Source organism: Nonomuraea sp. B19D2, from assembly GCF_040137845.1.
In the GTDB taxonomy this organism is placed as follows: Bacteria; Actinomycetota; Actinomycetes; order Streptosporangiales; family Streptosporangiaceae; genus Nonomuraea.
In genome coordinates, this window is record NZ_JBEFAK010000004.1 from 1 (window position 1) to 12684 (window position 12684).

The following is a 12684-nucleotide window of genomic DNA, read 5'->3' on the forward strand; positions in this document are numbered from 1 at the left end:
CACGTGGGCGTCGAAAACGCGAGCGAAGACGCGAGCGACGACCGCCGGCGCGGTGTGCGGGGCGCCGTGCACGACATGGCCCAGGGCGCGCGATGGATCTGGCGCGATGCCTTTCTCCGGTTGGCGGTCGCCGTCTTCACCACCACGAACGTACTCTGGCAGATGCTCGGCATCCTGCTCATCGTGCTGGCCACGTCGGCGGGGGCATCACCTGCGGCCGTCGGGCTGATTCTCGGAGCCACCGGTCTGGGCGGCGTCGTGGGCTCAATGGTCGCCCCACGGGTGCTTCAGCATGTCGGCCCGGTGACAGTGCTCAGGCTGGCCTGCTGGCTCTGGCTGGGTGCAATCGCCATCGTCGCGTTCGCCACGGCACCGCCCATGCTGGCGGTGGGATGGGGATGCGTCGGCTTGATCGCCGGAGTCCTCGACGTCGCGACCATGACCTACGTGATCTCCAGCACGCCGAAGGACCTGATGGGGCGGGTCACGAGCGTTCCGGCGATGCTGGCGTTGGGGGTGAGCCCGCTCGGTGCTTTGGCCGGAGGGTACCTGGTGGAGCTGTGGGGGCCGCAACCCGTGCTGCTCGTTGCCGCGGTCGCGATGGCGGCCATCGCCGTGTTCGCCACGCTGGCACGCGTGCCTTCGCAGGTCAGATGACGTCTCGCCGCGGCCGGCAGCCCGTCACGATCAAGAAGGTCTACTGCGGCGCGTTCCGGCCGCACCGATCCCGGTTCTCAGGGCGCCTGGTTCGTGGCATCCGCGGCAGGTTGGACTCGGGCAGATCCAGACTCAGCTCGGACTGTGTCGATCATTTGCCGGGCACGGGCACGCCACACCGGATTTCCGTGTCTGTCCATGAGGTCGTGGCAGCGTATGAAATAGTCGGCCGCGGCCTGCGACTGCCCGTGTTCAAGGCTGATCTCGCCGAGGAAGTAGGCGGACAACGCCTCGTTGTACGTATCACCGGTCTGCGCGGACAGAAGCGACAGTCCGTAAAGTGACTTCACCGCGTCTCCGGGCCGCCCGGCGGCGTGGTAAGCCTCGCTCAGCCGACGCAACGTGTAGCGTTCGCCCGGTCCCCATCCCAGATCGTGGCTGATGTCGAGGCCCTCCTGGTAACACTTGATGGCCCCTTGCGCATCGTCACTGCGGAAGCAGATGATCCCGGTGAGCAGGGCACGCAGGAACCGTGCGATCGGGTCGCCGTACTGTTGCTCCTTGATGAGCAACAGCGCCTGCCGGAAAAGGCGAATGACTTCCTGGTGATCCTGCTGGTGAGCTGCGCACACGGCGAACAGGCCATCCAGCAGGTCGCCGATTCCGTCTGCCGACTCAAATCGGGAAAAGACTTTCTTGACTCCGATCTGCCGCCAGCTCTCCGGCTCTGTCTCCAAGAGGTCGCAGGCGACCAGTCCGGTGAGTGCGTAGGCGGCCGAATGAGCGTCATCGCTCGAATCGAAGTGGTCGAACACAGTCCGGAACATGTCGCGCGCCGTCTCCAACCGCCCGAGGTCCAACTCGATGTCGGCCTGCGCCAGTTGCGCGAGAATTGCTCTGTCGCGATCAGCCGTTCGCTGGGCCGCTTGTTGCAGGAGACGCGTGGCCTCCACCCGAAAACCGGTGACGACGAGGAACGGGGTGAGGCGAAGGACCAGCTCGGCTGCGGCATCGGCATGGGCGAGTCCAACCGCGGTCAACAGCGTCTCACGCTCCGCCGACAACCATGCGGCTCCTCCATGAGACCGTCCGTCGGAAGTCCCAGGTGCCGCCATCGGGACCACCGGTGGCGGATACTCCAACCCGGCGACGCGCACTCTCGCCAGCGACTCGTCCACGAACCGCCGTATCGCCACATCCCGTTGTTCCGGCGAATCATCGGCCTCCGCACGTTCGTGGGCGAATTTCCGCAGAAGATCGTGCATGCGGTAACGCGGCTGACCGCTCTGATCGATTTCGCCCATGCTCAGCAGGCCGGCTGCCACGAGCGTTTCCAGAGTCGTGTCCGTCTCACGTGGAGACGCACCCAGCAATGCGGCCACGACCCATTCCGCGAAATCGTCGATCCCGGCCAACCCCAACAGCCGGAAAGCGCGTCCAGCCAGATCCGGCAACAGCTGGTGGCTCGCGGCGAAAGTCCGGCGGATGTCCAACTCGCCGAGGACCAGTTCGTCCAGGGGCTGCCCGCCCGTCAATCGTGTGGCGAGCTCCTGCAAGGGCCAGGTCGGTCTCGTCGCGAGCCTGGCCCCCGCCACCCTGATGGCCAACGGAAGCCGCCCGCAGGCCAGCACGATGGCCCGGGCCGCATCGGGTTCGGACCGAACCCGATCCTCTCCGGCGATCTGCGCCAGCATCATCTGTCCCACGGCTTCGGACGGCAGGTCGACCGAAATGCGGGTGGCGCCCGCCAGTATGGGGAGCGGACTGCGACTGGTAACCAGTACCGCGCTACGCGGTGTCCCGGGCAGCAGGTAACGCACCTGCTGCTCATGCTCAGCGTCGTCGAGCACGACGAGCACGGCCCGATCGGCCAGCAATGAGCGGTACAGCGCTGCTCTGCTTTCGGTCGAATCAGGGATGTCCGATCCAAGGCACTGCAGTGAGCGAAGCGCTTCAGCGAGGAGAGCGGCAGGCTCGCGTGCCGTGCCGCCCGATTTGAGGTTCAGGTAGAGCTGGCCATCCGGAAAGTCCTCGCGAAGCTGATGCGCGGCGTGCACGGCCAGGGTGCTCTTCCCTATCCCGGAAGGCCCGAGGAGCACCGCGATTGCTGGTGTTGTCCGGTCGGTGTTCCGACGCAATGCCGTGGTCACCCGGTGGAGTTCCTCGGGTCTATCCACGATGTCGGCTATGTCTGGGGGAAGCTGGCATATCCGACGCCACGTTTCCACCTTGCCGACGGTGACGGTGTCGGCCAAGATGTCGGCTTGGAGCTGCTGAAGCTTCCTGCTGGGCTCGATACCCAGATCGTCGATGAGGGTCGCGCGGGCGTGCCCGAAGGCCTCAAGCGCCGCGTCGCGTTGTCCAGTTTGTGAAAGAGCGAGCATGAGCAGATGCCACGCGCGTTCACGTAGCGGCTGCTCCGCCACGACGGCACGCAGTTCTGGTATCACCTCGGCGGGTTGGCCCAGGCCGAGCTTCGCCTCGGACCAGTCCAGCCGTACGGCTGTGCGCTGCTCTTCTACTTGGGCTGCACGGGCGAGCACCGGGCCCACGAGTTCGGTGCCTTCAGCCAGCCCGCCCCGCCATAGCGACAGCGCCGTCTCATACTGGTGTACGGCGCCCCAGGCGTTGCCCTGCTCGTGCTCGGCCCTCGCCGACTGGACCGCTTGCTCGAAGGCAAGCAGATCCACCTCCTCCGGGAGCGCCTCGAAGAGGTATCCCGTTCCCCTGGTAAGAAGGCGCGTACCGGGCGGCAGCGCTTGACGTAACTGGGCGATGTAGGTTTGCAGATTCGAGACGGCCGAGGTGGGTGGAGTCTCCCACAAGGCCGCGACCAACCGTTGCCTGGGAACCACGGTGTTGGCGTGAAGAAGCAGGCTCGTCAACACTGCGCGCTGCTTCCCGCTCAAGCGGGCTTCCCGTCTCTCCGACCAGCGCACTTGTACCGGCCCCAAAACCTTGAAAGTCGCTTCGCCCAAAGTCTCATCCCGCCTATGAGCACGGTAGGTGAATTTGTTGGGGGTGGCGTTGATTTTCGATCATCGAACCGCTCGGGGTCGAGAGGGACGGAGGTGATAAAGATCACAGCTTGCACTCAACTACGCGATCGGTGGCATATGGCGCTATACCTATCGGGTCATGGGCAATCGCAAGGTCCGACCGGCGCCGGCGTGTCTTGGGCAGCGCCCGCTCGTCGGTCTCCGACGCCGTCGCCGCAGCCCGCCGCTGCAGAGCGACGATGTCGGCCGGGCCTGGACCGCCGTCCTCATCGCGAGGTCCCGCAGGTCTTGCGCGGCCGGTCGGAGCTCCCTGACGAGGTGGTCGACTACGTCGCGCACCAGACCAAGACGCCGGCCGGCACTTTGGGCCGGTACGAGTGGTCGGGCCGGACCCATCGAGCCACACTGCCCTGGCGGGCTGCTATCTGTCCGCCGAGCCCGTCTCGAACATGGCGGCGCAGGCGATGAGGACGAGCGAGGCCGTGAAGAGCACGGCGTGGGCGGCCGCCCACCACGGACTGATCCGGCGGACGGCGACGGCCAGGAGCAACGGCAGGAACTGGGCCACGCACACGAAGGCGGTCAAGCAGCCCAGCAGCATCCCGGCGCCGTTGTTGTTGCTCCCATCTGAGATGAACGTAGAAGTGAAGCCGACCACGACCAGGAGGCCCACAACTCCCGACAACACTGCATGGACGGTGAGCAGCGCAGCCTTCAGGATGGCCCACGCCGTTCGCCGCGGTTGGCGTACATAAAGATCCGTCATCAAGCTCCACATCATCCCAGTACCCGGCGTGCGGCTGGGCCGGACGTGCGGGCTGGGCCGATCCCGCCCCGGCCGACCGGGCGCCGTAGTTGCCGATCTCCGGGCGCCCGCAGCGCCGCCTTACTGCCGGTGAACGCCGACCAGCGGGAGACACCGGTCATCCCGGGTGAGGCGTTGACGAAGATCACATGTCCCTGGACCGCTGCAACACGGGCAGCGTGATTTCCCCGGACGGGGCGGCCAGGTTCAGGCTTTGAAACTGTAGGCGCGCTCGACGCGGGCGATCTGAACGTCGTAGTACTCGTACCAGCGCTCGCGTCCGAGCCGTTGCGCCTCCAGGTGCTCGACGTCGGCCTTCCAACTGGCGATCGACTCGGCGTCGGCGTAGTAGATCACCGTCAGTTCGTGGCCATCGGCTCTGGCGACGGACTCGCGGCCCAGATAGCCCGGCCACTTGGTGCCGAGCTCGACCATCCGAGCGGCCATCTCGTCATATCCCTCCAGGTCCGTGTCCTTCAGCTTCTGAGCGATGATTACCGCATAGTAAGGGGGTGTAATAGGCGTCATGCACGTATGCTACTGACGGTTTCCCGCTCGGAGCTCGCATCGCGCTCGCCCCGGCACGCTTTGCGTTCAGTCGAGATGACGAGGGCGCCGCCGCGGCTCAAGCAGCCTCATCCGCACGTGGACTTTCAGATCAGCAGCAGAGTCTTTCCAGGCCCGTCTCTTCATGTGCGGCCCGAAGCCGAAGAGCTGCTCAATCCCGATCACCTCGACTCGGCGCCGCTGCGCCGTCGGTGTGCAGAGCGACGGCGTCGGTGAGGTCCAGCTCGTCCGGTACCGGGATCAGGTCTTCCGTCAACGCCGCCGCACGCTCGGCGAAGCCGCCGGTCTCCCCGGTACCCGCCAGCACACGCCGACCTGACCAGCTCGAGTCCACCCCTTCCCCGAGCGCGCTCACGCGTCCGGCCACCATGCTGCCCGGTACGTACGGCAGTTCGGGCTTGTCGTGCCACTGGTCGGTGCCGCGCCGGATCTGCGTCTCGACGAACGTGATGCCGGCGACTGAGACATCGACCATGGTTGAGGTCAAGGCGTCCGTGTACTCCGATCGGCCTGCGTGCCGGCTCTACGACGCCGTGGCGGCGTCACGTGGACGTGACCTCGGCGTGCTCGGTGGCGACGGTCACGGGCGAGCCAAGGGGCGGCAGCTGGCGGAGCGCGGTGACCACGAGGACCGCGGCGGCCAGGAGTATGACCACGCCCGCGCCGGCGACGGCGGCCAGGCCATCGGCGAACGCGGCCCTGGCGTCGGTCAGCAGGGCCGCGGCGGCCTCGGCGGGCTGGTCGGCAGCGACCGCGAAGGCGCCGCCGAAGGTGCCGCGGGCCGTGTCGGCGGCCGCGCCGTCGAGGCTGCCCGGCGCGGTGAAGCTCGTCCGGTAGACCACCGCCGACAAGCTACCGAGTACGGCGAGCCCGAGGGCGGCCGAGAACTCCTGCCCGGTCTCCGACAGCGCCGCGGCCGAGCCCGACCGCTCCGGCGGCGCCGCGCCCACCACCATGTCGATCCCCAGAACCACGAGCGGCGAGGTCCCGGCGAAGAACAGCGACTGCCCCACCACCACGTACACCAGCCCGCCGGTGGGCTCGACCTGGGCCAGCAGAACCATGCCCAGGACGGCCACGGCCAGCCCGCCGACGATGACGTGAGCCGGACGGAACCGGCCGGCGAGCCTGGGGGTGACAACGAAACCGACGATCACCGCGGCTGTCATCGGCACCATCCACATCCCGGCCGACAGCGGGGACAGCCCCTCGGAGAGCTGGAGATACTGGCCGGTGAGCAGGCTGAGCCCGGGGCCCAGCAGGGTAACCAGCATCAGAGTGCCGAGGGAGGCGCTGACCTGACGGTTGGCGAACAGGCTCAGGTCCAGCAGCGGGTCGGCCAGGAGGCGCTGCCGCCGTACGAACACCGTTGCCAGGGCCAGTCCCACCACGATGGCGAGCGCGGACGGCCAGGAGAGCCCGTACGCCGCGAACTCCTTGACTCCATAGATCGTCGGCAGGACCGCTCCCAGCGACAGCACCACACTCACCAGATCGACACGGCCCGCGCCCGGCGCGCGGTACTCGGGCAGCAGCAGCGGCCCGGCCACCAGCAACACCACCATGACCGGCACGTTCAGCAGGAAGACCGCCCCCCACCAGAACCACTCCAGCAGCAGCCCGCCGACCAGCGGCCCGACGACCATGCCGCCGGTGAACCCGGTCATCCACAGGCTGACCGCCTTGGTCCGCTGTCCCGGGTCCAGGAACATGTTGCTGATCAAGGAGAGCGTGGATGGCATCAGCGTGGCCCCCGCGACGCCAAGCAGTGCCCGGGCCAGAATCAGCAGCAGGGGAGTGGTGGCGTACGCCGCGAGCGCTGAGGCCGCCGCAAACGCGACGCCACCGAACAGCAGCAACCGCCTGCGACCGATGCGGTCGCCGAGCGTCCCCATCGTGATCAGAAATCCTGCTATGAGGAATCCGTAGATGTCAGTTATCCACAGCAACTGCGCACCGGTGGGCCTCAGATCCTCCGTCAGCGAGGGCACAGCCAGGTGCAACACGGACATGTCGATCGAGAGGAGCAGAGTGGGCAGGATGAGCACGGCCAGTCCGGCCCACTCCCGCCGTCCGGCCTGTGGCCGCGAAGAATCGTTCATGCTCGGCCACCCTAGAAACTCAACTTAGATTGAGGTCAACCGGTTAGAGGAACAAGGGTGCTGGTCGAGCGCATCCATGACCTGGCGGCCGCCAAGCCGACGGGACCTGCGGCGACGGGGTGAGGTAGGCGGTAGCATCACATGAGTTCGCATACATGAACTGGCTGAGGCTGAGACCGGGAGCGATGCTGTGAATCAGATGGTGAAGTCGGCGGAACGCGCCCTCGAGATCATCGAGGTGCTCACCCAGCGGCATCGGGGCATGACCTTCGCCGAGATCTGCACCGTGCTCGACCTGCCCAAGAGCAGCGCCCACGGGCTTCTGGGCACCATGGTCGGCCGCGGCTTCGTGGCGTTCGACGAGACCGCCCGGCGCTACTCGCTGGGCGTCCGCGTCTGGGAGGCGGGGCAGGCGTACCTCGCGACGGTCGACCTGGAACGCGCCGCCTTGCCGATCATGGAGGGCATCCGGGACGAGCTCAACGAGATCGTCCAGCTCGCGATCCTGGACGGCATCGACAACCTCTACGTGGCCAAGGTGGACCCCGACCAGGCGCTGATGCTGGCCTCGCGGGTCGGCGCCCGGATCCCCGCGCACACCACCGCGCTCGGCAAGGCGCTGCTCGCCGGGCTGGACGACGCCGAGGTCAGGCGCCGTTTCGAGGGAGTCGCCTTCACCCGCTTCACCGACCACACGATCGGCTCGATCGAGGAGCTGGTGACCGAGCTGACGTCCGTCCGCCGCCTGGGCTACGCCACCGACCGGGGCGAGTACACCCCCGGCATCTTCTGCGTCGGCGTGCCCGTCCGCGACCACACCGGGCGCGTGCGGGCCGGGATGAGCGTGTCCGTGCCGGAGGTGCGCCTGTCGCCGGCGCTGCGCCGGCGCATGCTCGACACGCTGGTGCGCAACTGCGCCGAGCTCTCCTCCCGCCTCGGCTATCGACCGGGCGCCGCCTGACCGCCTCCGGGACGACTCCAGGACGCGCCCGGCTCCGGGACCATCCCCAGGCCGGGGCACTCCCTTGACAGGCATTCTCGCTTTCACACATAGTTCATATTCATGTAACAAGGTTCATGAGTAAGAACCAGGAGTGAACATGAGCGCTGCCGTCCCAGCCTCACCCCCACCGCTCGATCGCGTCGTCGGCCGGGCGATGCGCCGGCTGATCCCGTTCCTGCTGCTGATGTACGTCCTCGCGTTCCTCGACCGCGCCAACATCGGCTTCGCCAAGGCCGGCTTCCAGGCCGACAGCGGCCTGTCGGACGCCGCGTACGCGTTCGGGGCGGGCCTGTTCTTCATCGGGTACGCACTCTTCGAGATCCCCAGCAACGTGATCATGAATCGGGTCGGGGCCAGGATCTGGATGTTCCGGATCATGGTGACCTGGGGACTGATCTCCGCGGCCATGATGTTCGCGCACACCGAGACCGTGTTCTACGTGCTTAGGTTCGCCCTCGGGGTGGCCGAGGCCGGGTTCTTCCCCGGTGTGATGCTCTACCTGACGTACTGGATCCCGGCGCAGTACCGCGGCCGCGCCACCGGCCTGTTCTACTTCGGCGCACCGCTCGCCTTCATCTTCGGCGGGCCGCTGTCGGGGGCGCTGCTGGAGCTCGACGGCCTGTCGGGGATGCACGGCTGGCAGTGGATGTTCGCCGTCGAGGGGCTGCTCGCCGTGGTGGTCGGCGTCTGGGCGCTGTGGTACCTGGAGGACCGCCCGGAGACGTCCCGCCGGTTGGCCGACGCCGATCGTGCCGTCCTGGTCGAGGCCATGGCCGCCGACGAGCGGGCGAGGGCCTCCCACAGCCCCGGGACGCTGATGCGGGCGCTGCGCAACCCCCGCGTGCTGTACCTGTCGCTCGTCTACTTCTGCATCCAGGTCAGCGTGTACGGCGTGACGTTCTTCCTCCCCACCCAGGTGGCCGCGCTGGTGGGAGAGAAGGTCGGCCTGGTCGTGGGCCTGATCACGGCTATCCCGTGGACGTGCGCGATCGTGGCGTCCTTCCTGGCGGGGCGGCTGTCCGACCTCACCGGGGCACGCCGCACCATCGCGGCGGCGACCCTGACGGTGGGCGCGGCCGGCATCGCGGCCTCGGCGGCGGCCGGGAGCCCGGTTCTGGCCCTGATCGCGCTCTGCTTCGCCGCGGCCGGGTTCATCGCCGTGCAGCCGGTGTTCTGGACGCTGCCCATGAGCCTGCTGACCGGGACCGCCGCGGCCGGCGGCCTGGCCCTGGTCAACTCGCTCGGCTCGCTCGGCGGCTTCGTCGCGCCGAACGTGAAGACCTGGGCCGACTCGGCCTTCGGGTCCGGCTCCGCCGGGCTCTACGTGCTCGCCGGCACCACGTTGCTCGGCGCGCTGCTCATCCTGGGGATCGTCGCGCTGGGGATGTCCGGCCGCGACGCCCCCGCACTCACCACCACCGCGAAGGGAGTCAGCTGACGTGCGGGCACTCGTCTTCCAGGGGGCATGGGACATCGGCGTCGAAGAACGTCCCGACCCCCGGCCCCGTCCCGGGGAGGTCCTCCTGGAGATCGTCGCGACCGGCATCTGCGGATCCGACGTTCACGGCTACACCGGGGAGAACGGTCGCCGCCACCCCGGCCAGGTGATGGGCCACGAGACTGTGGGGCGCGTCGCCGAACTCGGCGAGGGGGTGAGCGGGCCGCGGGCAGGCACGCTGGTCACGGTGAACCCGCTGGTCGCCTGCGGTGACTGCCCGGCCTGCGCGGCGGACGCCCAGCAGAGCTGCCCGCGGCGGCGCGTGATCGGGGTGGCCGCGGACATCAGCGCGGCCTTCGCGGAGCTCATGACCGCTCCGGCGGCCAACGTGGTCCCGTTGCCGGACACCATGCCCGTCGAGTACGGCGCCCTGGTCGAACCGCTCGCCGTCGGCCAGCACGCCGCCCGGCGGGGCCAGGTGGGACCGGATGATCGTGTCCTGGTGATCGGCGGCGGCCCCATCGGGCAGGCCTGCGTGCTGGCCGCGCAGCGGTGCGGCGCCGGCAAGGTCCTGGTGAGCGAGCCCGCCGGCAGGCGCCGCACGCTGAACGAGACGCTGGGGGCGCTGACGGCGAACCCCACGGCGGCCGACCTTCCCACAGCGTGCGCGGAGCTGCTGGGCGGCCCGGCGACCGTGGTGCTCGACGCGGTGGGCGCCTCGGCGACGCTCGCCGACGCGTTCGCCGCCTCCGCCTTCGGCGCGCGCGTCGTCCTGGTCGGCATGCACGAGCCCCGGCTGGACCTCTCGGCGTACGCCATCAGCACCGAGGAGCGCACGCTGATCGGCAGCTTCTGCTACTCGGCCGCGGACTTCCGGGAGACGGCCGCGTGGGTCGCGGAAGCACCCGCCGAGCTCGCCGCCCTGATCGACGGGCGGGTGGACATGGACGGGGCGGCGGAGACGTTCCGGAGGCTCGGCAGGGGCGAGTCGGAGGCGAGCAAGGTCCTGGTGTTCCCGCACGGTCTGGAGGCAGCGCGATGAAAATGCCCAAGATTCGCGAAGTACGCGCGTACGTCGTGCGCGGCGGCGGCGCCGACTATCACGACCAGGCGCAAGGTCACTGGATCGACGACCACATCGCCACCCCGATGGCCAAATATCCGGTCTACCGGCAGAGCCGGCAGTCCTTCGGACTGAACGTGCTGGGCACACTGGTCGTCGAGGTGGAGGCCGAGGACGGCACGGTGGGCTTCGCGGTGACGACGGCGGGCGAGCCGGGCGCGTTCATCGTGGAGCGCCACCTCGCCCGCTTCGTCGAGGGCGCTTCCCCGACGGACGTCGAGCGTGTCTGGGACCAGATGTACCTCAGCACGCTCTTCTACGGGCGCAAGGGCATCGTGCTGAACGCGATCAGCGCCGTCGACCTGGCCCTGTGGGACCTGCTCGGAAAGCTGCGCGGGGAGCCGGTGTACGCCCTGCTCGGCGGCCCGGTCCGGGACGAGCTGACGTTCTACGCCACTGGGGCGCGCCCCGACCTGGCGCGGAAGATGGGCTTCATCGGCGGGAAGCTGCCGCTCCAGCACGGCCCGTACGAGGGCGAGGAGGGCTTGGAGGCCAACCTGGCCACGTTGCGGACCATGCGGGAGCGGGTCGGGCCGGACTTCTGGCTGATGTTCGACTGCTGGATGTCGCTCGATCTGAACTACGCGACCCGGCTGGCCCATCGCGCCCACGAGTACGGACTCAAGTGGATCGAGGAGGCGCTGCCGCCGGACGACTACTGGGGCTACGCCGACCTGCGGCGGGCTGTACCGCCCGGGATGCTCGTCACCACCGGGGAGCACGAGGCGACGCGCTGGGGCTTTCGCATGTTGCTGGAGATGGGCTGCGCCGACATCCTCCAGCCCGACGTGAACTGGTGCGGCGGGATCACCGAGCTGATCAAGATCTCGGCCCTCGCCGACGCCCACGGGGCCCTGGTGGTGCCGCACGGCTCCAGCGTGTACTCCTACCATTTTGTGATTACTCGGCATAACAGCCCGTTCGCCGAGTTCCTCATGATGCATCCGGAGGCGAGCGAGGTCGTGCCCATGTTCGCCCCGTTGCTGCTCGGGGAGCCGGTGCCGGTGAACGGCCGCCTCCGGCTGCCCGACCGGCCCGGCTTCGGGGTGGAGCTCAATCCGGAATGCCCGCGCGAACGTCCTTACACGCATTGATCGGGAGAACCTCATGCAGTTGATGCGTCTCGGCCCGCTGGGAGACGAGCGCCCGGCTGTCCGGACCGACGACGGCCTCGTCCACGACCTGACCCCGCTGACCGCGGACATCGACGGCGCCTTCCTGGCCGGCGGCGGCATCGCCCGGGTCCGTGAGGCGCTGGCGGCCGGGGAGCTGTCCCCGCTCGCCGGCGCGGAGACCCTCCGGGTGGGCGCCCCGATCGCCCGTCCGACAGCCGTGATCTGCATCGGGCAGAACTACGCCGCGCACGCGGCCGAGTCCGGCTCGCCGCCCCCCGAGCAGCCGGTGGTCTTCTTCAAGCACCCCAACACGGTGGTGGGACCGTACGACCGGGTTCTCATCCCGCGCGGCTCGCGGAAGACCGACTGGGAGGTCGAGCTGGCGGTCGTCATCGGCAAGCGGGCCCGCTATCTCGACTCCCCCGACGAGGCCCTTTCGTACGTCGCGGGCTACGCGTTGTCCAACGACGTCTCCGAGCGGGCCTTCCAGCTGGAGGACTCCGGCGGGCAGTGGTCCAAGGGTAAGTGCTGCGAGACCTTCAACCCGCTCGGCCCCTGGCTGGTCCCCGCCGGCGAGGTGCCCGACCCGCAGAACCTGCGACTGCGCTCCTTCGTCAACGGTGAACCGCGGCAGGACTCCACCACCAAGGACATGATCTTCTCGGCGGCCCAGCTGGTCCACCATCTGTCCCAGTTCCTCGTCCTGGAGCCCGGCGACGTCATCAACACCGGCACCCCGCAGGGCGTGGCGCTGTCCGGCCGGTTCCCCTACCTGAAGCCGGGCGACACGATGGAGCTCGACATCACCGGCCTGGGCGCCCAACGCCAGGACCTCGGGCCGGCGTTCCAGTCGTGATGGCTGGTGCGGTTCCTGT

The 12684-nt window shown here is 68.6% G+C and carries 11 protein-coding genes; 6 read left to right on the plus strand and 5 right to left on the minus strand.

From position 1 onward, the window contains the following. The coding region (locus ABN273_RS09300; RefSeq protein ID WP_349448265.1) for an MFS transporter at positions 1-657 on the plus strand (657 nt) is incomplete at its 5' end. Positions 658-734: 77 nt separating this feature from the next. Here the strand turns inward: ABN273_RS09300 and ABN273_RS09305 are convergent. From ABN273_RS09305 to ABN273_RS09325, 5 genes are all read right to left on the minus strand, one after another. After that, a complete protein-coding gene (locus tag ABN273_RS09305) occupies positions 735-3596 on the minus strand; it encodes an AfsR/SARP family transcriptional regulator (RefSeq protein WP_349448616.1) in 2862 nt (953 codons plus the stop codon). A gap of 481 nt (positions 3597-4077) precedes the next feature. After that, entirely contained in the window at positions 4078-4344 is a 267-nt protein-coding gene (locus ABN273_RS09310) for a hypothetical protein (RefSeq protein WP_349448266.1), read from the minus strand. Between the two features lie 324 nt (positions 4345-4668). Continuing rightward, the gene (locus ABN273_RS09315) at positions 4669-4989 is read right to left on the minus strand and encodes an antibiotic biosynthesis monooxygenase family protein (RefSeq protein ID WP_349448267.1); all 321 of its coding nucleotides are present in this window, start codon (positions 4987-4989) and stop codon (positions 4669-4671) included. A 190-nt stretch (positions 4990-5179) separates the two neighbouring features. Beyond that, positions 5180-5503: an alcohol dehydrogenase catalytic domain-containing protein gene (locus ABN273_RS09320; protein WP_349448268.1), complete on the minus strand. Its 324-nt coding sequence runs from the start codon at positions 5501-5503 to the stop codon at positions 5180-5182. Between the two features lie 67 nt (positions 5504-5570). Next, a complete protein-coding gene (locus ABN273_RS09325) occupies positions 5571-7130 on the minus strand; it encodes an MFS transporter (RefSeq protein ID WP_349448269.1) in 1560 nt (519 codons plus the stop codon). 199 nt (positions 7131-7329) lie between these two features. Between ABN273_RS09325 and ABN273_RS09330 the strand changes: the two genes are divergently transcribed. From ABN273_RS09330 to ABN273_RS09350, 5 genes are all read left to right on the plus strand, one after another. After that, entirely contained in the window at positions 7330-8091 is a 762-nt protein-coding gene (locus ABN273_RS09330) for an IclR family transcriptional regulator (protein ID WP_349448617.1), read from the plus strand. 139 nt (positions 8092-8230) lie between these two features. Further along, entirely contained in the window at positions 8231-9571 is a 1341-nt protein-coding gene (locus tag ABN273_RS09335; RefSeq protein WP_349448270.1) for an MFS transporter, read from the plus strand. A gap of 1 nt (position 9572) precedes the next feature. Then, on the plus strand, positions 9573-10613 hold the full coding sequence (locus ABN273_RS09340) for a zinc-dependent alcohol dehydrogenase (protein WP_349448271.1): 1041 nt from the start codon (positions 9573-9575) through the stop codon (positions 10611-10613). Continuing rightward, positions 10610-11788: an L-rhamnonate dehydratase gene (rhmD, locus tag ABN273_RS09345; RefSeq protein ID WP_349448272.1), complete on the plus strand. Its 1179-nt coding sequence runs from the start codon at positions 10610-10612 to the stop codon at positions 11786-11788. Before ABN273_RS09340 ends, rhmD begins: the two co-directional genes overlap by 4 nt. A 13-nt stretch (positions 11789-11801) precedes the next feature. After that, positions 11802-12665 carry a fumarylacetoacetate hydrolase family protein gene (locus tag ABN273_RS09350; RefSeq protein ID WP_349448273.1) on the plus strand — a complete coding sequence of 288 codons (864 nt, stop codon included), beginning with the start codon at positions 11802-11804 and terminating at the stop codon, positions 12663-12665. Positions 12666-12684: the final 19 nt, after the last annotated feature.

Coding starts and splice junctions, on each gene's coding strand:
- ABN273_RS09315 (WP_349448267.1), bottom strand. CDS start 4,989: ATGACGCCTATTACACCCCCTTACTATGCGGTAATCATCGCTCAGAAG.
- ABN273_RS09320 (WP_349448268.1), bottom strand. CDS start 5,503: ATGGTCGATGTCTCAGTCGCCGGCATCACGTTCGTCGAGACGCAGATC.
- ABN273_RS09325 (WP_349448269.1), bottom strand. CDS start 7,130: ATGAACGATTCTTCGCGGCCACAGGCCGGACGGCGGGAGTGGGCCGGA.
- ABN273_RS09330 (WP_349448617.1), top strand. CDS start 7,330: ATGGTGAAGTCGGCGGAACGCGCCCTCGAGATCATCGAGGTGCTCACC.
- ABN273_RS09335 (WP_349448270.1), top strand. CDS start 8,231: ATGAGCGCTGCCGTCCCAGCCTCACCCCCACCGCTCGATCGCGTCGTC.
- rhmD (WP_349448272.1), top strand. CDS start 10,610: ATGAAAATGCCCAAGATTCGCGAAGTACGCGCGTACGTCGTGCGCGGC.
- ABN273_RS09350 (WP_349448273.1), top strand. CDS start 11,802: ATGCAGTTGATGCGTCTCGGCCCGCTGGGAGACGAGCGCCCGGCTGTC.